The organism is Collinsella ihumii, assembly GCF_030385545.1.
GTDB classification, from domain to species: domain Bacteria; phylum Actinomycetota; class Coriobacteriia; order Coriobacteriales; family Coriobacteriaceae; genus Collinsella; species Collinsella ihumii.
This window is the reverse complement of sequence record NZ_JAUEIQ010000003.1, coordinates 90,834-110,015: the sequence shown is the minus strand read 5'-3', so window position 1 is coordinate 110,015 and position 19,182 is coordinate 90,834. Positions and strand designations below refer to the sequence as shown.

The following is a 19,182-nucleotide window of genomic DNA, read 5'->3' as shown; positions in this document are numbered from 1 at the left end:
AAAGAGCCTTAAGGCGACTAGAAAACGTGAAGCACAAGACGAACTTGACGAATGGCGCGATGAGATGGAGGCCAGGGCGCAAGCCGAGGCCGGGCGCAAGCCGGACGTGACCGTTGCGGAGTACGTGGCGCGCTACATCGAGGAGAACGCGGGCAGCGTCGAGGCAACGACGGTGAGCGGCTACCGCACGCTGTTGTCGCGCTCCATAGCCCCCTACATCGGCGGCACAGAGCTGCGGGCGCTGGACCCCGATGCCGTCGCGGCGTGGGTGGCGGACCTGAGCAGGGCCAAGAGCAAGGCCACGGCGACGAAGGCGTTCGTGCTGCTGCGCGGGGCGCTCATGGTGGCGGTCCGGCGCGGCCTCATACCGTCGAACCCCACCGACACGGTGAAGAAGCCAAAGGCGGAGAAGGGGGAGCCGAACGCGCTGGGCGAGGCCGAGCGGGGCCGGGTGGCGGCATACGTCGACATACAGCCCGACGATCCCGTTTCCCTCGCCATACGCCTCGCGCTCTACACGGGGATGCGAGAGGCCGAGATATGCGGGCTGAGGTGGCGCAACGTCGACCTTGAGAGGAAAACGCTGCGGGTGGTGGAGTCGCTGGGCAAGGCCCGCAAGGACGATATAAAGCGGTTCGGCGAGGTCACGGAGGTGTTTTCCGGCGTGTACCTCAAGCGCCCCAAGAACAGCGGCAGCGTGCGCACCGTCTCGTACCCCGAGGGCGTCGCGCGCGCCCTCAAGGCGCGCCGCGCGTCCATGATGGCGGAGTGCATGGCGGCGGGCGTCCCGTTCGGCGAGTCCATGTTCGTGTGCGGGACCGTCGAGGGCAAGCCGATGCACCCGCACAACCTGTGGCGGCGCTGGAACGGCCTCGTTACCGCCATGGGCCTTGTCGGGACTCAGGGCAAGACCCCGACGTTTCACGACCTGCGCCACACCTACGCGACGGCGGCGATAGCCAACGGCATCGACGTCAAGACCGTGAGCAACCAGATGGGGCACAGCAACGCGGCCATGACGCTCAACACCTACGCGAGCGTGGACCCCGACGCGGCGCGGCGCGCCGCCGACAGGATGGGCGAGGCGCTGGAGGCCGACGCCATGCGCGCGGTGTCTATGGGCGGCGTCGTGGAGCTGGGCAGGACGGGAACAGATATCTAGAAGGAACAAGAGTACTTATAGGATTAGACGATCGGGGGCGAAATGGCTGAGGAGCAAGTCAACAACGAGCGCGACTGTCGGTACGCTGATTGTGAAACGCGGCAGATAGCCGGGAGGAAATACGAAAGCATGCTCCCGGTGAATATCGAAGATGAGGAAAGAGCAAGAGCGGCGATAGACAACTACATGATGCATAACCCGCTATCCCCAATGTGCTTTGATTACGGAAGGGATTTGCATTTCCAAGTGGTAATGACGGAGCTGGGGCTACCGCTGGAGCGCGAAAAGCCGTTCGAGGGGATGCAGGATGCTGCTGGGATGGGGGAAGCCCTAAAGCTCTTGCTCAAAGACTCCGGTAAGTCGCTTTCAGACGTCGCTGAGCTAATGGGTGTAAGCAAGTCAACTGTCAGCAGATGGATTAATAATATAGGCACCCTGTCAGCGCACAAGACGTACAACCTCCTCATGGCCATCGCATGCGTTACATGGACAGGGCGCGAGGTAATCGAAGAAGCGTTCATGAGGGTTGGGCGCATTGTGAGGAGCTACCTGCCCGGCAGGTTGCCCGAGGTTGAGCGCGATAGGTTGAAAATGCTCTATGAAATAGAGCGTCTGGTTGGCGTTCTCGATACCGAGGCTTTGGAAATCCTCGTGTCTACGGCAAGGGCGTTCATCGGCCCGCATGTGAGCCAGAACATGGTGGAAGAGCTCGAAAGCGCCGAAAGAGCCATAGATGCATACGCGGCATACGTAGAGCGCGAGCTGTAGGGTAAATGTATGCATTATGTGATGTTGCAGATGCGCAATGTACCGCACTGTTGCGTTTCGTCTCGATATCGGCGCGGCAATATGCAACAAGACTTAAGATCGAGCGACAAAGCGTTGCAGAAACATGTTGCAGCAGAGCGGGATTATTGCAACAAGAGGCACTATTTCCGCAGGTAGACGTCATAATTTCGTTTCCGTATAGTCATAACCGACCCGGGGATACACGTTAGGGCGGAAAGCCGGACGCGGCGGACCGCACGTAATCCAAAAGGAGGTCGGCCATGACCAAAGAAACAAGGGCGAACGATCCTATCGCCGAGGCCGAGGCGGAGTCGGCGCGGTACCGCGACGTTATCCAAGCGGAGCTACAGCAGGCCGCTGCGCAGATTTCCGCGTCCGTGGGCGAGCCGGTGCGCTACCGCGACTTGCCGAACATGGTCAACCCTAAGTTTACTGGCCGCATGCTGGGCGTCAACGAGCGCACCGTGACGCGCATGTGCGTCGCCGGCAAGCTCAAGGCCGTGAAGGTCATGAGCCTGTGGCGGATCAACCGCGACGCGCTGCTGGAGTTCGCGGGCATCGACCCGAACGACGAAGTCCCCCGCGCGCTGTTGGTCTAGGGGGCGGCGCGTATGTACGGATACGAACTCAATTTCGAGGACATGGACCCAACGACGCTGGATAACTTGCAGAATAGCGCCCTTCGGATGCTCGAAGACGCAAATAAAGCCGAGAGGGAGAACCCCGCAAGTCACAACCACCACTATGACGAGTACATGCGCGCGGTCATGGACATTGACCGCGAGAAGAAAAGGCGCAGGCTGGGGAGACGATAGATGGCGCGCGGCGGTTCAAGGGCTTTCGAGCCGGGGGAGATTCAAACCCCGTTCGCCCGCGTGCCCTTGCGACTCCTTGCGCGTGCGCGCGGCGTGGGAATGCCCAACAAATGGGCGGTCCTCGTTGCGCTGTTCACGTGGTGCCGCAAGGACGGGGACGGGTGCGCGCTCGTAAGCTGCTCAAGATCGGAGGTCGCGCGCCTGCTGGGCATGAGCGCCGGGCAGGTGAGGAACGCCGTGGAGGCCCTGAAGCGGGACGGCATTATACAGGTAGCCGAAAGCGGCCACAGGGGGCGGGCGTCGGTGTACCGTGTCCGTATTGGGTCGGACATAGAAGCCGACCCTATCGCGAATGGGGCAGGCTTAGAAGCCGACCCTAACGTAATTGGGTCGGACCCTGAAGCCGACCCAATGGACGCAAACGGGACCGATGCGAGCGAAAGGGCATGCCCTAGAAACATGCCCTACGGCCCCATAGCGTCGGACCCTGAAGCCGACCCCATAAGAAACCTTAAGAAGGTTTCTTTTAGCAACCCTTCTTACGGTGGCGGGCGGGCCCCTCAAGGGCCCGCCGCGCCCGAGTGGGCGGAGCAACCTGTCCTGAGGCCCGTTGAGCACAAGTCGGGAGCTGGGCTCATGGATATGTTTGGAGGCGATGAGTGATGGCGCATGGTACCAGCGTGCCGAGAAGCTGGAAAGAGCTGAGGGACGTCTACGGCGGACCCGTGCGCTTTTTGAACGACGGCTATATCAACGCGGAACCGCCCGTACCGACGAACGTGCCGGAACTGGACGAGCACCTGTGCGGCGGTCTCAGGTCCGGGTTGAACGTGCTGGGCGGCGAGCCGGGGGGAGGAAAGTCGGCATTGGCCCTGTTCCTCAGCATGTCCGCCGCGCTGTCGGGGGCGAACGTGCTTTTCGTGAGCTTGGAAATGAGCGCGGACCAGTGCTGGAGCAGGTGCGCGTCGTGCATGTCGCTGGAGATAGCCAAGGAGCGCGACTCCGAGGAGTTCAGGTTCAGGTGGGGCGACGTTTGGGAGCTTGGGCAGAAGGCCAAAGCGCGCGAGGATGCCGCCAAGCGGACCGGAAAGGCGGAGGAGTTCGTCCGTGAGCTCATGGCGAGCGACCCTGTCGGGATCGCCGTGGACAGGCTCGCGAGCAAGTGCCCGGGGCTCGCCATAGCGGACGATCCCGCGCTGCATGATATCGGCGGCATCGAGGAGGCGGCGCGGGGCGCGCGGGAGCTTGGAATGTCCATGCTCGTGGTCGACTACCTGCAATACGTCGACGTGGAGGGAGCGACGGACGAGTACGGGCGCGTGTCCGCCGTATCCAAGCGCCTCAACAGGGTGGGGGTCGAGTGCGGCGTCCCCGTGCTCGCCCTCGCGAGCCTGAGCAGGACCACGGCGGCGCGCAAGCCCGGTGCCATCCCGGACATGCACGCGTTCAAGGGGTCCGGCGATATCGAGTCCAACGCGCTCAGCGCATGGATCATCGACCGCGACCCCGACGAGCCGGGCGTTAGGCGGTTGCATGTCGTGAAGAACAGGAACGGGTCGGTTACCGACGATGAGCCCGTGCGGCTGAGGTTCGACGGGGCGCACAACTCATTCGAGCGCGTGTAGGGGCGGGCCAAAATGCCCGCCCCGCCGCCCCGTCCCCGGCTCAGGGCGGGGCCGTGCGGTCGGTGTTCAGCGTGCATCCCCTACATGTAGTGCCCCCGTTTTCACTTTACATTACGGTTTTCACGGAAAACGGGAGGGGGGAACAGGGGGAGACGGTGGGAAAGAAACTGCAGGTAGATGGGCCGTTATACATTTCAATCCCCGCTTTATGCAGAAAACAGGCACTCACGACTTCTGATAATACACATTATGTCAAGTAGTGGCAAATATATACACACAACATAGTGTGCCCAAACTATACTAGACACATAAGACACAGTAGCGTACACTAGCAATGACATGACGGAGCGACGGCGAAGAGAGGAGGGTGTGAGGAATGCCGGAGACCAAGAAGGCCGCGCCCAAGAAGATGAACGTGGCGATAGACGCGGACCTGCTGGCATGGGTGAGCTACGCGGCGAGCGTCCGGAACAAGTCCGTCACGGGCTACATCAACGACGCCATACGGCGCGACATGGACGGCGGGGCCCCGCTGGGCACCGACGCGACGGTGAAGGAGGGCTTCGACGTGTTCATGCGGGCGCGCGACAGGCACGGCGAAGCGGAGGACTAGAGGAGCGGCGCGGCCCGAGGGCTACCACACACGCGGGACCGCGCCAAAGGATCGTGTGCCGAGACGGCACGGAAAGAAGGATACCATGGCGAAAGGAACGGAGGCGGCGGGCCTGCGGGCGGCGTCCCGGGCGGTCGCCCGCGCCTCGTGGAGGATCGACGCGCTTGCTCAGCTGCTCGTGTTCTCCAGCGACAGCGCTGCGAGGATGGAGGACGGCAGGGCGCGTCTGGACGCTAGCGGAATATCGGAGGTCGGCGAGATGCTGCGCGAGCTGGTGGACCCGCTCTGCGACGCGTGCCTGCTGATCGACCGCGCCGCGAGCGCCGAGGAAGGGGGCGAGGAGGAATGACCGGGAACAGGCTTATTGACGCCGACGATATCCTCACCACGTGCGCGGCGTCCCTGAACGGGCTCCACGCGCTGCTGTGCGACGCGAACACGGGTGCCCCGCCCGAGATGGGCGAGGGGATATGGGCGGTTATAGACATGGTCGAGACGAACGCGAAGCGGGTCGAGAGGGCTAGCGACCTCATAGATTCGGAGCTCGCCGAGAGGCGCAAGGCCTCGCAGGCGGCGCGCTAGGCACCCGAGAGGGGGCGAGGCGGCGGGGGCCGTGGGCCGTTTGGCCTGCGGCCCCTACTTGTGCCCCTGCGGCCCCGTTCGGCCCGTCTCCCGGGCCATGCTGCGCGCTGTCGCGGTCGGCGGCCGGGCGCTCCACGGCGGCGGGGCCTGGGCACCATGACGTGTAACGGGTCCTGTGACAGGTCGAAACGGATGCGGGCTCTGCGACCGCAAAAAAACGCTATTCGTCAAGAGAAAAAAACAGCCGATTCAATTCACGCATATTCGGACAGCATGCCTGAGGTGCGGGAAAGGCCGGAATACCGACCGCGCAGGCCGTCGGCCCTGTCGCGGTATTCCGCTTTCGGCATGGTCCGTGATGCTTATTAGCGAACTGGAGTTCGCTTTTTTCCATCTGCAAGGCGGGCGGCGAACGGGGCGGTTATGATTGGAGCGTTTCAAGCTAAACGGCCATTCCGGGAAAGATACGCACACCAGTTCGATAAAAAGGCGTCTGGTGTTCGAGACGATGAAACTAAAATGACGCTTACCAACACGTATGAGAATTGATAAACCCAGGGGGCACCGAGCGCGCAGGGAGCCGCCGCGCTCGCAGAACCTATCCGCCGCCTCACGGGGCGCGGCGGTTGCATCGGGGGCGCTCACATCGGTTCGGCAGAGGGGTCGGGTGTTCGCATGGACGCACGCGAGTATTTCGAGGACGTGAGGGCGGCGGCGCGGATGCTGGAGCGCTGCATCAGGCGTATCGAGGCCATGCGGGCGGCTGAGGGGCTGCGGGGCGCGTCCCTGTCCCCGGCCCCCTCGCGAACGGGCGTCTCCGATCCCATGCGGCGCACCGATGCGCGCATGGATGCCGAGAAGCAGGCCGTGTGCGAGGCCGAGGCCTACCGCGCCGAGATACGGGCCGGGCGGGAGGTGTGCGCAGGGCTGCGCCGTGCATGTCCGCACACCCGATGGGGGGACGTGCTGGAGGCCCGCTATTGCGACGCGATGGAGTGGAACCCCGTGGCGACGATCGCGGGCGTCACGCGCAAGACGTGCCAGACGGATGCGAACGCCGCTTTCGACTGGCTCGACGCGCACGGGATCGCGGCGGCGCGCGAGATGGCGCGCACGCGCTAGGCACCCGACAACCCCAATAGCGCTGGGGTTGCGGCGGTGCGTGGCATGCGCCGATGGGCGGTCGCAAGGCGGCAGGCGGGCTAGCCGATGCGCAAAGTATCCACATTGCGCGGGGCCGCGCGGATGGCGTTTCACGGGAGCTTTCCCAGCTGATTTGGTGGCGATTTAGTGGCGCTGCTTGGTGGCGCTCACGCAAAAAGAAAGCAGGCCAGACCGTTTATCGTGTCTGACCTGCTGTTTTCTCTGGCTGGGGCAGAGGGATTCGAACCCCCGTAACCGGCACCAAAAACCGGGGTCCTGCCGCTGGACGATGCCCCAATGCGAATCCGCGCGGTGCGTTCCGCATCGGCTTCAGAGCACTTAGTGTACCTAATCGTTCAGCGCGGCGCAAACGCCGTCGAGGAGGCGGACGGCAAGCGTCTGGGCATCACTCGAGGTGAACATGCCGTCATATCCGGTGATCCCCGTCAGCTCGATGCGGATGAGCGCGGGTTTGCTCTTTGCGGCGGCGAACGCCGTGCTCAGGCGCTGGGTGAGGTTCGAGCATTCCGCGAGCACGATCGTCGGGCGCGGCGCTGCATCTTCGGGAAGATCGCTGCTCGAAAGCTCGAGAACCAGATCCATGCCCTCGGGAATGGACCTGTCGCACAGAACCATGCCGCTCGTCTCGGTGGTCGCCGAAGCGATGTTCCACATTCGCGAAGCGACGGCGCGGGCGATGGGGTCCTCGCCGATAACGGCGATGTGGTAGCGCTCGAGCACCTCGGAGGCGCGGGCAAATCCGATGCGCTCCTCCGCCTCGACGACCGACGGCTTGCCCTCCCATACGTGGCGCAGACGCGCGATATAGGCGAACGTGTCCTGGAACGCCATGCCGTCGGCGAACAGCCCCACGTTTTCCTGGAACTGCTGCAGGGCCGCTTCGGTGTGCGGGCCGAAATAGCCGTCATCGACGCCGCAGGCGAAGCCGAGGACGTTCAAAGCCTGCTGGAGTGCGCGCACGTCGGCGCCATGGAAATTGGGAAGACGCAGGTAGAGCGTGCGGTCACCAAGGCGATACGACGCGTCGACCAGTGCCGACCAGCATGCCATATCGACCTCGTCGCCCAAGGTGAGCTCGTTGTCGTTCCTGAACGTGCTGACGGCCTGAGCAGTGCTGTCACCGAAAAGCTTCTGCTCGCGCTCGTTGGCGTCAATCTCAAAACCGAGGATGGCGAGCCTGGACTGGACATCCTCAACTGCGGGTCCCTGCATGCCTTTGACAATCGGCTCCATGAGAACCCCTTTCCACCTATAGGGAGTCCCGCCCATGTCGAAGCGGCGGGAGTTAACAATCGACTGTAGCGTATAACAGTTTAACAAGTAATGCGGGCATATACAGCAGAGGGCGTTGTGGCCGCGACACCCTCAACAAAGTTGGTACTTTTGGGACGGGGTCATTTTGCCAACACGCGAGCCTACACTGGACATCGACTCGGGATGAACAGGGCTCACCATGGTGCCCCTTGCCCGCATCCACACGTGGTCTTCTCCACCGGCGTGCTCCCGGAGTGCGTCGCGAGCGTCTGCCTGCGTTCCTTTTATGCTGCCCAGGCGGGTTCGTTATTCACATTTCGATGTAGGAATATTTTTGACAGGGGCCTGCCATTATAGAGATGGGAACGATGAAGAAAACAGGCGCGATGAGTGGAGGTTGCCATGACCGAGGGAGCGCACCTGCTGATAGTCGATGATGAACGAGCGATCGCCGCGATGCTCGACCAGTATTTTTCCATGGAGGGCTACAAAACGACCGTCGCCTCGGACGGGCGCGACGCGCTGTCTGCCGTCGATGCCGCCGCTCGCGGAGCCCTGTCTCCCATAGATCTCGTCCTGCTGGACGTCAACATGCCGGATATGGACGGGTTTGCGACATGCAAGCTCATCCGCGAGCGCCTCGCATGCCCCATCATTTTCTTGACGGCGCGCGTGGAGGACGCCGACCAGCTCGACGGGTTCGCTGCGGGCGGCGATGACTACGTGCTCAAGCCGTTCTCGCTGCAGGTGCTCGGCAGTCGCGTGCGCGCCCATCTGGCGCGCGAATCGCGGCGTGAGGACCCATCGGCACGCGTGTGGTTCGGCGGAAACCTGTCGATCGATTACGCTCAGCGCAGCGTGCAGATTTCGCGCGGAGACGGAGCGGAGGTGCAGCGCCTCGATCTCACGCGCACCGAGTTCGACATCGTAGCGCTGCTCAGCAAGAAGCCCGGTCGCGTGTATGACCGCACCTTCATCTACGAGCAGGTTTGGGGTTGGAATGCGGACGGCGACGCGTCGATCGTGCGCGAGCATGTCCGCCGCATCCGCAAGAAATTCGCCGAGGTCGGGCTTGAGGATGACCCCATCGAGACGGTGTGGGGCGTCGGGTACCGTTGGGGGCTGCAATGAGAAAGCGGCACGCAGGGCTCGGTGACCGGGTGCGCGCATGGTGGGACACCATGCCGCTCATGCGTTCGTTCTTTTTGTATGCGGCAGCGTGCGTGCTGGTATCCATCGTGGCATCGCTCTTGCTGATGGCGACGTTTATGTCGGCATATGATGTGCTTCAGCGCAAAGCGTGGGAGGGCCATGTCGATGTGGAAGGCGGCCCGTATATATATGACGCGCAGGAAGACGAGCTTGTGCCCGCATTCACCATCGACCTGTCGACGACTGATCGCATCGTGTTCTTGGGGCTGCGAAGTGAGACGCCCTACGAGCAGAAGCCGGTCGACTATTACGGCGGGAGCCTGTACAACGCCGAAACCGGGGCGCCCATCGGGTACGCGACGCTCGAGATGGTGCGCGACGACCCGTCGCTGACGATCTTCGACTGGGGCGGGAACTATACCGAGCAGGACTATCTGGAGACGAACGGCCATCCATACGTCTCGACCACGATCGACGCCGCCGATCTCGCCGATTACGATGCGCGCGAGCGGGCGGAGCGCGTGGCGGTGGACGGAGAGTTCCTGTCTTTGGAGCAGGCGAACTCCGATTTTATCGTCTCCAATGTCGGATACTACGTGAGCCAGTACGACTCCATGCTCGAGACGCCGTTGATGTTCGCGTTGCGCGTGGCCACGGGTCTGACGCCGTTCGTGATGCTCGTCGTGCTCTCCATCATGTTCTTCCGTCGGTTCTACCGCAGGAGGATCGGCGTGCCCTTGGCGATCTTTTGCGACGTGGCCGGTCGAGTCGCCCATCAGGATCTGGACTTTGTGACGCCAAAGGTGCCGGGACGCGAGTTCTCGCAGTTGGGCACGGCGTTCGAGAAGATGCGCGCCTCGCTCGAGGAGTCGCAGCGCGAGCTGTGGCGCACCGCCGAGGAGCGACGGCGGCTCAACGCTGCGTTTGCGCACGATCTACGCACGCCGGTGACCGTTCTCAAGGGAACGATCGAGATGGCGCAGATGAGGGCTGCGCGCGGGGAGGCCGTCGAGGAGGAGACGCTGCGGACGCTGGGCGGACAGATCGAGCGGCTGGAGTCGTATGCGCAGGCCATGAGCGGTATCGCGAAGCTCGAGGACCGGACCGTGGAGCGCGCGCCGGTCGCGGCGGGCGCATGGGGCGCCGAATTGCGCCGGCAGGCCCAAGATTACGTTTCCGCCGCCCGTCCCGAGCTGGGATTCGGGGTCGATATGCAGGGCGTGCCCCCGCAAGCCGAGCTCAGCGTCGACCGTTCGCTGGTCGAGGAGGTGCTGGGCAACCTGCTGAGCAACGCTTGCGTCCATGCGCGCGGCCGGGTCGCGATCGCCATGCGGCTCGATGACGAACGGGGCCTGCTCATGCTGCGCGTGTCGGACGACGGCGACGGGTTCAGTCCCGAGGCCCTGCGTTGCGGGTGCGAGCCGTTTTTCGGAGAGGCGAAGGATGCCGAGCATTTCGGGCTGGGGCTGAATATCGTGCAGACTTTGACGCGGCTTCATGGCGGCACGGTCGAGCTCGCGAACGCCGATGCGGGCGGCGGCGTGGTGACCGTGACGTTTGACGTGGGGAAGGCCGCATGATCCGAAGCGGTTTCAAGAAACACTTATCCGAGCGTTTACACGGCGTTTTCAATTGGCTCGTATGATGAAGAAGGAAAGAGGAGGGAGTGCACATGATGAAACATCTCGGCGAGGTTCTTGTGTTGGAGGACGGTAGCGAAGCGCCGATCGTTCCGCTCAAAGACGATCGCGGGGCACTCGGCTCCCTCGTTCTGTCGACTGCCGTCGCATGCGCGCTTATCGCCTATACGGTGCTGTTCGGCTAACGTGACTTCCATACCTTGCTGCAAGCGGGCCCGATGCACGGTTTGTGCATCGGGCCCGCTCGTTTGCCTGCATGTTCGATGTTCTTGCGTGCCTTGGGCGCCGCCTCGACACGGGGCGGAAACGCCCGGCGCGCATGCGCTTCCTAGTTCAGGCGCTCGACGAAGAAGTCGGCCATGGCGAGGAGCAGCTTCTCGGCGTGCGCATCGAGCTCGACGTCCTCGAGCGTGCGCTTGGCGCGCGCGGTGAGCTCAAGCGCGTAGTTGCGCGCATAGTCGATGGATCCCGCGTCCTCAAACAGCTCGACGGCGCGCGCGAGGCGGGTGGGATCCTCGGTTTCGGATGTCAGGATGTCGACCAGCTCATCATGATGGCCGGAGCTGCGCAGCGCGTGCACGGCGACGAGCGTGCGCTTGCCCTCGGTGATGTCGCTGCGGAAATCCTTGTTGCGGGACTCCTTCTCGCCGATCAGGTTGAGCAGGTCGTCTTGGATCTGAAACGCCAGGCCCGTGTCCATGCCGAACGAGCGCAGCGCCTCGATCTGCTCAGTCGTTCCGCCGCCGATGATCGCGCCGCAGGCCAGCGGAATCGCACCGCTGTAGTAGGCGGTCTTGTGCGTCGCCATGGCGAGGTAGTCTGCAACCGTGATGTCAAAGCGCCCGTCGCGCACCCAGCCGAGGTCGAGCGCCTGTCCCTCCACCGTGCGCTGCATCATGTCGACCAGCTCGCGCAGGACGGCGAGCTTGCATGCGTCGTCGAGCCCCTCATCGCGCAGGATGGCATCGGTGACGAGGGTGAGGGCGTAGTCGCCGCAGTTGATGGCGATGCCGACGCCCTCGGTGATATGCAGGCACGGCTTGCCGCGGCGCAGATGCCCGTTGTCGGCGATGTCGTCGTGGATGAGCGCGGCGGACTGGAAGTGCTCGATGGCCGATGCCGCCGACAGCGCCCGGTGGAAATCTCCCCCGACGGCGGCGCAGGCGAGCATGCAGATGAGCGGCCGATGCCGCTTGCCGGCGTTGTCCGAAAACGCGCTCAGGGGCGCATAGAGATACGCCTCGATGTCGGTGCTGTCGGTCTTGTCGGCAAAAAACGCCCGCAGGTACTCGTTGACCTCATCGACGTGACGGTTGAGAAAATCGGTAAAGAGGCTCGGCAACGCACTCACTCCCTGTACTCAAGAAAAACGGTGCCCCGCCTTTTCGCGAGGCACCGTCCATTGTACGCGTGCTGGCAGCTCGGTCGGCTACTCAGCGTTAAAGCCGTTGGGATTGTGGGACTGCCAGTTCCAGGAATCGCGGCACATGTCGTCGATATCGTACTCGGCGACCCAGCCCATCTCCTCCTTGGCTTTCGTGGCGTCGCACCAGTTGGCGGCGATATCGCCGTCGCGGCGCGGGCAGATCTTGTAGGGCAGCTCGTGGCCGCACGCCTTCTCGAACGCATGGATGACGTCGAGGACGCTCGAGCCCGTGCCGGTGCCGAGGTTGAAGATGCCGACCTCGGAGCGGCCGTTCATCCATTCAAGCGCAGACACGTGCCCGCGGGCGAGGTCGACCACGTGGATGTAGTCGCGCACGCCGGTGCCGTCGGGGGTGGGGTAGTCGTCGCCGAAGACGTTGATGCACTCGCGCTTGCCCACGGCCACCTGCGCCACGTACGGCACGAGGTTGTTGGGGATGCCCTTGGGATCCTCGCCGATCAGGCCGCTGGGATGCGCGCCGATGGGGTTGAAGTAGCGCAGCAGCACGACGTTCCATGCAGGGTCGGCCGTGTGCAGGTCCATCAGCATCTGCTCGATCATCCACTTGGTCCAGCCGTACGGGTTCGTGGCGGGCTTCTTGGGGTCCTTCTCGGTCACGGGCGGATTGTCGGGGTCGCCGTAGACGGTCGAGGAGCTGGAGAAGATGATGGACGTGCAGCCGTGCTCGCGCATGACGTCGCACAGCGTCAGCGTACTGCCGATGTTGTTGTGATAGTACTCGAGCGGCTTGTGCACCGACTCGCCGACAGCCTTGAAGCCGGCGAAGTGGATGACGCGGTCGATGCGATGCGCGTCGAAGATGCGGTTGAGGGCGTCGCGGTCGAGCACATTGGCCTCATAGAACGTGAGGTTGGCGGCCGCGTCGTCGCCCACGATCTGCTTGATGCGGTCGATGGCGACCGGGCTCGAGTTGGAAAGGTCGTCGACCACGACGACCTGGTAGCCGCGCTCAAGCAGCTCGACGACGGTGTGCGAGCCGATGAAGCCGGCACCGCCGGTCACGAGCACGCAGGTATCTTGGGGGGTGAGCGTTTGCGACATTGCATGTCTCCTTTCGGCGCGCCGCGCTGGGACGCGCGTGTCTGCCCTGAGTATAGCGCAGGCGACTTGGGGGTCGTATTTCCGTACGCGAACTAAAGCTGTCTTGCTGGTGGGAACGTGCGCACATGCGCGATCCTGCCCGAGGGGATTACCCGGCAACGGTACCCAGAAGTGCGGCTGAGATCGTTCTCAACGGGGTCTCACCCTTAGTTCTGGGTACGATATCTGGGCCCTGTTAGCGGGTGCCCTGGTAGAGGGCTCGCGGGCCGGCGGGCAACAAGCTGCGACGGGGGTCTTTCTTACCCCTCGAGGTTGATGCCGTTCGCCCAGCCCCAGCGCGGCGTGGAGGTCGGTCCGTAATAGGAGATCCACTGGTCGACATCGATGCTGCGGATGTAGCCCACGTTGTCGCGCACGGTGTTGTCTCCCACGTAGACGCCCACGTGGCCGTAGATGCGGCCCGCGGAGGTGTGGGGGTGCGAGGGCACGGCGATGATCATGCCCACCTTGAGGTTCGACTTGCTGGAACTCGTGCACCAGTTGGCGTACTGGTCGTCGGCGTTGCCGGGAACCGAGCCGAAACCGGCGTTGGCGAACACCATGGACACCCAGCCGGCGCACAGGCCCGCGCCGGGACTCGGCGTGCTGTAGGCGGAATCGACCACGCGCTGCTGGGCGGTGCCGGCGGCGATAGCGCTCTGCCCGTCGCCGGGGATGGAGGTGGCGCCTTGCCTTGCCGCCTCCTCGGCAGCCCTGCGAGCCTCCTCTTCGGCCTGGGCGGCGGCGAGGATCTCGGCGTCGCGCTGGGCGATCAGGTCCTTGACGTCCTGGCTCAGGCTGTCGAGCAGCTGCTGGACCTCGTCTTTTTTGGCCTTCATGTCATCGAGCTGCTGGGTCTGCTGCGACTTCAGCTGCTCGAGCTCGGCCATCTGCTGCTCAAGCTCGGCCATCTGCTGCTCGAGCTCTTCTTTTTGCTGCTCAAGCAGGGCCTTCTGCTGCTCGAGCGCATCCTGGATGGCGTGGATCTCCTCGATGGCCTCTTGATCGCTCGCGTTGATCTTGTCGACGTAGTGCAGCTTGGAGACGAGCTCGTCAAAGCTGTCGGAGGACAGCAGCAGCGACAGGATGCCCGTCTTGCCGGTCTTGTAGCTCGACGTGACGCGGGTGGCGAGGACCTCCTGCTTGCGATCGAGCTGCGCCTGCTTGAGGTCGATATCGTCCTGCGTGTCGGAGATATCCTGCTCAATCTGGTCGATGTTCGCCTGCGTGGTGTCGATCTGTCCCTGGAGCGCCTCGATCTGCCCGAGGGTGTCGTCCAGCTGACGGGAGAGGTCCTCGAACTGGCTCGAGATCTCATCGAGCTGCTCTTGGGCGTCTTCGAGCTGGGCCTGCGCGTTGTTCAGCTTGTCGGTGGTCTCCTGGCTCGCCTTGGGCTCTGCGCCGGCGAGGCGGGGCAGGCCGAACAGGACCGCGGCGCCGGCGGCTGCAAAAGCGGCCTGGATGGCGGCGCGGCGCGAGACCGCGGTATCGCAAGACGGGCTATCGATAGCGTGATGCTGAGGGTTGCGTCTGATCTGTTGTGACATACATGCTCCGGTTAGTCTGTGTTTATATGTCGAGCAACGAATGTATGTCCAAGGATACCGCATGACCGCCCGGTATCTGTGTGCAAATTGGGGACGTCGCGGATATGGGTTGTTTGGGGACGGGTTCGTTTCAACCCATTCCGGCGCCTTGTTTCTGTTGGATCGCCGTGGATACGGAGGCTTGTGCAAGCATGCACGCGGAAGGTACATCCCCGATTTGCACGGCGGGGGTTAGAGGATGAGGAGGGCGATCAGGAAAGCCGCGGCATAGAGCAGGCAGAGGGCGCAGGCGGTGCCGTCTTTTTGCGGGTCCAGGCGCATGACGTGCAGGTGCGTGCGGCCGGATCCGGTGTAGCAGCGCGCGTCCATGGCGCAGCCGAGCGATTCGGCGTGGCGAAGGGCCCCGGAGAACAGCGGCACGACTAGGGGGATGCAGGCTCGCGCGTAGCCCAACAGGCCCGCTTTCTCCAGCTGGGCCCCGCGCGCCTTTTGCGCTTTGACGATGGTCTCGGCGTCGCGGGAGAGCGTGGGCACGAACTGCAGCGCCACCGAGAGCACGACCATCGCATGGTCGACGGGCACGCCGAGCCGTGCCAGAGGGGAGAGCAGCCTGCCGAGTGCATCGGTGATGGAAAGCGGCGTCGTGGTCTGGAGCAGCAAGGATCCGCCGAGCAGCAACAGCAGGAAGCGCACGACATACAGCGCGGCAAGGCGGATGCCGTCATGATGGATCTGCAGAGGTCCCGCCTCGAGCACCACGGGCCCGGCCTGCGTCGCAATCAGGTTGATGAGCGAGGTGACGACGAGGAACACGGCGAGGTTGCGCGCCTGCCTGCCCAGACGGCGGAGGGGCGTGCGCGCCGCGGCGGCCGCAAGGCCGAGTGCCGCTGTGGCCGTGAGGGCCGTGGGCAGATCGCACACGAACAGGCAGCTCGCCATGTAACCAATGGTTGCAACGACTTTCAGGCGCGGATCGAGCGCGTGCACGACGGTGCGGTCGCGCGTGCTCTGCCCAAGGCTTATATGGAGGGCCACGTGCTCGCCTCCCTTGTCGTGATCGCTTCCGCGCTCCATTGTCACACGCGGCAGCGCCCGTGGCAAAGGCTCACGTCGCGCTTGTACTTTTGCCGTGCGCGGGCGGTGTCGGCGCATCGGTCGGGTATAGTCATCTCAGCAAAACCAAGAGCAAGGCGGTTCACTATGCATGAATACGATCGTATCACCGACGAGGTCCTGTGCGTTCTCGGCGAGGCCGTGGGCGAGGACAACGTGGTGCTGTTCGAGCCCATGAGCGCGCACACCACCTTCAAGATCGGCGGTCCCGCCGACGTGCTGCTGACGCCCGCGTCGCGCGAGGCCGTCGTGCGCGCGCTCGACACGTGCGCGCTGGCGGGCGTGCCGGTCACCGTGGTGGGCAACGGGTCCGACCTGCTCGTGGGCGACCGGGGCATCCGCGGTGCCGTCGTGCTGCTGCGCGAGAACTACGCGGCCATCTCGGCCGAGGGCACCCGTGTCCGCGCCGAGGCGGGCGCCCTCCTGCGCGATGTGGCGCTTGCTGCCGCGGACGCCGAGCTGTCCGGCTTGGAGCCGCTCTGGGGCATCCCGGCGACCGTGGGCGGCGCCTGCCATATGAACGCGGGCGCCTACGACGCCTGCACCGCCGACGTCCTGGAGTCGGTCGAGGTGTACGAGCCCGGACCGCAGCTGGCCGACGGTACCCATGGCCGCGGCATGGTGCGCACCTATCCGGTGGCCGATCTCGCCATGGGGTATCGCAAGAGCCGCATCCACGACGAGGGGCTCGTGGTGCTGTCCGCGACGTTCGCGCTCGCCCCGGGCAACGAGCGCATGATCCGCGCCGACATGGACGGCTACCAGAAGCGTCGCGAGGAGAAGCAGCCGCTGGAGATGCCGAGCGCCGGCTCGACGTTCAAGCGTCCCGTGGGGCATTTTGCCGGCAAGCTCATCATGGATGCCGGTCTGGCGGGGGCGCGCGTGGGCGGTGCCGAGGTGTCGTCGAAGCACTGCGGCTTTGTGGTCAACGTCGACCACGCCACCGCGTCCGACGTGTGCGGCCTGATCGAATATATCCAAGAAGAGGTCAAACGCCAATTCAACGTGGAGCTCGAGCCCGAGGTCAAGCGCGTCGGCGAGTTCTAGTTTGCCTGCCTCGAGGGGGTCGGTGAAATTCCAGGGACTGTCCCTAAAATTTCATGCAGATGAAATTTTAGGGACAGTCCCTGGAATTTCACATTCATAAAGAAAAGGCGCCGAGGCGATGCGATTCGCCTCGGCGCCTTTGATTACCAAGCGACGACCACGGATACCGTGCTGCCGCTGACCGTCCAGCTGATCACGTGGTCGGGATCGACGCCCACCTGCGTGCCGTCGGCATAGGAGAAGCTTGCCGTGAGCCCGGCGGCGCCGATGGCCCGCTCCGCTTCCGCCTTGGTCATGCCCGTGAGGTCGATGTCGCTGGAGCCCTCGCCCGTGCTCGGAGTCTCTGGCGAGTCGGGTGTATTGGGCGTCGTGGGCGTTTCGGGCTCAGACTCCTCGGGTCCCAGCGAGATGACGACGGTGATCTCGGTGCCGGACTCTTGGCTGCCGCTGGGGTTCCAGCTGACCACATAGCCTTCGTCAACGGTATCGCTGTACGCCTCGTCGCGGCTCATGCCGAAGCCGGCGTCGGTCAGCGCATTGCGAGCCTGGCTTTCGGTCATGCCCGTCAGGTCGGGAACCGGCGTGGTGTCGGGGCCGAGTGAGATCACGAAGTCGACCTTGGAGCCCTCCTCCACCTCTTCGTTGGCATCGGGGCTCTGGCTGATGATCTTGCCCTCTTCCACGGTGTCGCTGCCCTCTTGGGTGACGCTGCCGGCCTCAAGGCCTGCGGCGATGAGCATGTTGCGCGCATCTTCCTCGTTCTCGGCCTGAGACAGGTCGGGCACCTTGGTGGTCGCCGCCTCTTCGGGGCCGCTCGAGACCACGATGTCGATCTCGGAGCCCTTGGCGGCCGTCTGCACGCCGTCGGCGGTGGGGTGCTGCTCGATGACGGTGCCCTCGGGATACTCGTCGCTCGCGCCGGGCGTCACGTCGCCCACCTCGAAGCCGTTCTGGCGGATCGTCGCCTCGGCGACCTCCTGCTCCATGCCCACGACCGCGGGGATAATGACCTGCTCCGCCGGGGCGAACAGGCCCGAGACGGCGAAGATGGCGATGGCGACCACGGCGACGACGGCCACGACCGCGGCGACGATCTTGCCCTTGCCCGAGCCCTCGGGCTTGGTGTTGTAGGAGCTCGTATCGAACTGGCGCGCCTGCGTGTTGACCGCGGCGGCGCCGCCCACCGGGCGCGACGTGGTGTTGACCGGGCGCGCCATGGCCTGCGTCGAATCGGACATCACGCGGGTCGTGGTGGCACCGGCGCCGGCGGCGCCGATGACGCGGGTCGGCTCGGGCACGTCGACCGTGCGGCCGGCGAGGTAGCTGTTGAGCACGCGGCGCAGCTCGTCGGCGGTCTGGAAACGGTTGGCGGGATCCTTCTCCATGCAGCGCAGGATGATGCGCTCAAGGTCGCCGTCGACGTTGGGGTTGACCTGCGAAGGCGGAACGGGCAACTCGTTGACCTGCTTCAGGGCGACGGAGATGGCGTCGTCGCCGTCGAAGGGGACCTTGCCCGTGGCGCATTCGTACATGACCACGCCGAGCGAATAGATGTCGGATGTCGGGCCGAGCTCCTGGCCGCGCGTCTGCTCGGGGGAGACGTAGTGCGCGGTGCCCAGCACGTTGTTGTCCTGCGTGAGGTGGCTGTTCTTGGCGCGCGCGATGCCGAAGTCCATCACCTTGATGTTGCCGTCGGGCAGCACCATGATGTTTTGCGGCTTGATGTCGCGGTGGATGATCTCGTGCTTGTGGGCGACGGAAAGCGCGCCGCAGATCTGGCTCCCGATCTGCGCGACCTTCTTGGGATCGAGCGCGCCGTGGCTGCGGATGCCGCTTTTGAGGTCGGTGCCGCGCAGGTACTCCATCACGATGTAATAGGTGTCCCCGTCTTTGCCCCAGTCGTAGACACCCACGATATAGGGGCTCGAAAGGCCCGCTGCCGCCTGCGCCTCCTGCTTGAAGCGCGCCGCGAACGTGGCGTCGCTGGCGTACTGCGGCAGCATGATCTTGACGGCCACCGTGCGGTCGAGCACCTGGTCCACCGCACGGTAGACCGATGCCATGCCGCCGGCACCCACCTTGTCCTTGAGGAGGTATCTGCCTCCGAGCAGGTTCTGTTGCTGCGCCATCTCTTTACTCCTCACACACATCA

19 protein-coding genes and 1 tRNA gene are annotated in these 19,182 nt (G+C 64.2%); 13 read left to right on the top strand and 7 right to left on the bottom strand.

Annotated features, from left to right (window positions below; all coding sequences use genetic code 11):
* The first annotated feature begins 64 nt into the window (after nt 1-64).
* The 9 genes from QVN30_RS04310 to QVN30_RS04270 all read left to right on the top strand — a co-directional run bounded on the left by QVN30_RS04310 (nt 65) and on the right by QVN30_RS04270 (nt 6,708).
* Nucleotides 65-1,162: a tyrosine-type recombinase/integrase gene (locus QVN30_RS04310; RefSeq protein WP_289835592.1), complete on the top strand. Its 1,098-nt coding sequence runs from the start codon at nt 65-67 to the stop codon at nt 1,160-1,162.
* A gap of 42 nt (nt 1,163-1,204) precedes the next feature.
* The gene (locus QVN30_RS04305) at nt 1,205-1,930 is read left to right on the top strand and encodes a helix-turn-helix domain-containing protein (protein ID WP_289835591.1); all 726 of its coding nucleotides are present in this window, start codon (nt 1,205-1,207) and stop codon (nt 1,928-1,930) included.
* Between the two features lie 281 nt (nt 1,931-2,211).
* A complete protein-coding gene (locus QVN30_RS04300) occupies nt 2,212-2,550 on the top strand; it encodes a helix-turn-helix domain-containing protein (RefSeq protein WP_289835590.1) in 339 nt (112 codons plus the stop codon).
* Between the two features lie 12 nt (nt 2,551-2,562).
* On the top strand, nt 2,563-2,766 hold the full coding sequence (locus QVN30_RS04295; RefSeq protein ID WP_289835589.1) for a hypothetical protein: 204 nt from the start codon (nt 2,563-2,565) through the stop codon (nt 2,764-2,766).
* A gap of 662 nt (nt 2,767-3,428) precedes the next feature.
* Nucleotides 3,429-4,391 (top strand): DnaB-like helicase C-terminal domain-containing protein, encoded by a 963-nt coding sequence (locus tag QVN30_RS04290; protein WP_289835588.1) that lies wholly within the window; start codon nt 3,429-3,431, stop codon nt 4,389-4,391.
* 376 nt (nt 4,392-4,767) lie between these two features.
* Nucleotides 4,768-5,004: a hypothetical protein gene (locus QVN30_RS04285; protein ID WP_289835587.1), complete on the top strand. Its 237-nt coding sequence runs from the start codon at nt 4,768-4,770 to the stop codon at nt 5,002-5,004.
* Nucleotides 5,005-5,089: 85 nt separating this feature from the next.
* Entirely contained in the window at nt 5,090-5,353 is a 264-nt protein-coding gene (locus QVN30_RS04280) for a hypothetical protein (RefSeq protein WP_289835586.1), read from the top strand.
* Nucleotides 5,350-5,586 carry a hypothetical protein gene (locus QVN30_RS04275; RefSeq protein ID WP_289835585.1) on the top strand — a complete coding sequence of 79 codons (237 nt, stop codon included), beginning with the start codon at nt 5,350-5,352 and terminating at the stop codon, nt 5,584-5,586. Before QVN30_RS04280 ends, QVN30_RS04275 begins: the two co-directional genes overlap by 4 nt.
* A 675-nt stretch (nt 5,587-6,261) precedes the next feature.
* A complete protein-coding gene (locus tag QVN30_RS04270) occupies nt 6,262-6,708 on the top strand; it encodes a hypothetical protein (protein ID WP_289835584.1) in 447 nt (148 codons plus the stop codon).
* Between the two features lie 244 nt (nt 6,709-6,952).
* On the opposite strand, the gene QVN30_RS04265 is transcribed toward QVN30_RS04270, so the two are convergent.
* Both QVN30_RS04265 and QVN30_RS04260 read right to left on the bottom strand, forming a co-directional pair.
* Nucleotides 6,953-7,026, bottom strand: a tRNA-Gln gene (locus QVN30_RS04265).
* A gap of 51 nt (nt 7,027-7,077) precedes the next feature.
* Nucleotides 7,078-7,983 (bottom strand): peptidoglycan-binding domain-containing protein, encoded by a 906-nt coding sequence (locus tag QVN30_RS04260; RefSeq protein WP_204212426.1) that lies wholly within the window; start codon nt 7,981-7,983, stop codon nt 7,078-7,080.
* A 423-nt stretch (nt 7,984-8,406) separates the two neighbouring features.
* Between QVN30_RS04260 and QVN30_RS04255 the strand changes: the two genes are divergently transcribed.
* From QVN30_RS04255 to QVN30_RS04245, 3 genes are all read left to right on the top strand, one after another.
* Nucleotides 8,407-9,135, top strand: a complete 729-nt coding sequence (locus tag QVN30_RS04255; protein ID WP_289835583.1) for a response regulator transcription factor — start codon at nt 8,407-8,409, stop codon at nt 9,133-9,135.
* Nucleotides 9,132-10,736 carry a sensor histidine kinase gene (locus QVN30_RS04250; RefSeq protein WP_289835582.1) on the top strand — a complete coding sequence of 535 codons (1,605 nt, stop codon included), beginning with the start codon at nt 9,132-9,134 and terminating at the stop codon, nt 10,734-10,736. Before QVN30_RS04255 ends, QVN30_RS04250 begins: the two co-directional genes overlap by 4 nt.
* A 92-nt stretch (nt 10,737-10,828) precedes the next feature.
* Nucleotides 10,829-10,981, top strand: coding sequence for a hypothetical protein (locus QVN30_RS04245; protein WP_154018715.1), 153 nt, complete (start codon nt 10,829-10,831; stop codon nt 10,979-10,981).
* Nucleotides 10,982-11,124: 143 nt separating this feature from the next.
* Here the strand turns inward: QVN30_RS04245 and QVN30_RS04240 are convergent, their stop codons facing one another.
* From QVN30_RS04240 to QVN30_RS04225, 4 genes are all read right to left on the bottom strand, one after another.
* The gene (locus tag QVN30_RS04240; protein WP_289835581.1) at nt 11,125-12,147 is read right to left on the bottom strand and encodes a polyprenyl synthetase family protein; all 1,023 of its coding nucleotides are present in this window, start codon (nt 12,145-12,147) and stop codon (nt 11,125-11,127) included.
* A 78-nt stretch (nt 12,148-12,225) separates the two neighbouring features.
* Complete coding sequence (gene galE / locus QVN30_RS04235) at nt 12,226-13,284, bottom strand: UDP-glucose 4-epimerase GalE (RefSeq protein ID WP_066828998.1); 1,059 nt, start codon at nt 13,282-13,284, stop codon at nt 12,226-12,228.
* Between the two features lie 299 nt (nt 13,285-13,583).
* Nucleotides 13,584-14,870, bottom strand: a complete 1,287-nt coding sequence (locus QVN30_RS04230; protein ID WP_289835580.1) for a PcsB-like coiled-coil domain-containing protein — start codon at nt 14,868-14,870, stop codon at nt 13,584-13,586.
* Between the two features lie 231 nt (nt 14,871-15,101).
* Complete coding sequence (locus tag QVN30_RS04225) at nt 15,102-15,905, bottom strand: energy-coupling factor transporter transmembrane component T family protein (RefSeq protein WP_289835579.1); 804 nt, start codon at nt 15,903-15,905, stop codon at nt 15,102-15,104.
* 165 nt (nt 15,906-16,070) lie between these two features.
* On the opposite strand from QVN30_RS04225, the gene murB reads away from it, so the two are divergent.
* Nucleotides 16,071-17,030, top strand: coding sequence for a UDP-N-acetylmuramate dehydrogenase (murB, locus tag QVN30_RS04220; protein WP_289835578.1), 960 nt, complete (start codon nt 16,071-16,073; stop codon nt 17,028-17,030).
* 143 nt (nt 17,031-17,173) lie between these two features.
* Here murB and pknB read toward each other — a convergent pair whose 3' ends face one another.
* The gene (gene pknB, locus QVN30_RS04215) at nt 17,174-19,159 is read right to left on the bottom strand and encodes a Stk1 family PASTA domain-containing Ser/Thr kinase (protein ID WP_289835577.1); all 1,986 of its coding nucleotides are present in this window, start codon (nt 19,157-19,159) and stop codon (nt 17,174-17,176) included.
* Nucleotides 19,160-19,182: the final 23 nt, after the last annotated feature.